This is a genomic window from Burkholderia sp. BCC1985 (assembly GCF_905339915.1).
Taxonomy (GTDB): Bacteria; Pseudomonadota; Gammaproteobacteria; order Burkholderiales; family Burkholderiaceae; genus Burkholderia.
In genome coordinates, this window is sequence record NZ_CAJPGY010000138.1 from 1 (window position 1) to 390 (window position 390).

The following is a 390-nucleotide window of genomic DNA, read 5'->3' on the forward strand; positions in this document are numbered from 1 at the left end:
TGACAACGCGTCGATCAAGGCCGCGACGCTGAACACGGTGGCGGCGGCAGCGAAGATCGGTGGCGACATCCACGTGCTGGTCGCGGGCCATAACGCGCAAGCGGCGGCCGATGCAGCGGCGAAGATCGCAGGTGTGTCGAAGGTGTTGCTGGCCGATGCGCCGCAACTCGAAGCGGGCCTCGCGGAAAACGTCGAAGCGACCGCGCTGAACATCGCGAAGGACTACTCGCACATCCTCGCGCCGGCAACGGCTTACGGCAAGAACATCGCGCCGCGTATCGCCGCGAAGCTGGACGTCGCGCAGATCTCCGACATCACGGCGGTCGATTCGGCCGACACGTTCGAGCGCCCGATCTACGCGGGCAACGCGATCGCGACGGTGCAGTCGAG

At 66.4% G+C, this 390-nt stretch carries 1 pseudogene; it reads left to right on the forward strand.

Annotated features, from left to right (window positions below):
- Positions 1 to 390: pseudogene (locus U4Z31_RS37005) on the forward strand (electron transfer flavoprotein subunit alpha/FixB family protein); the annotation flags it as partial.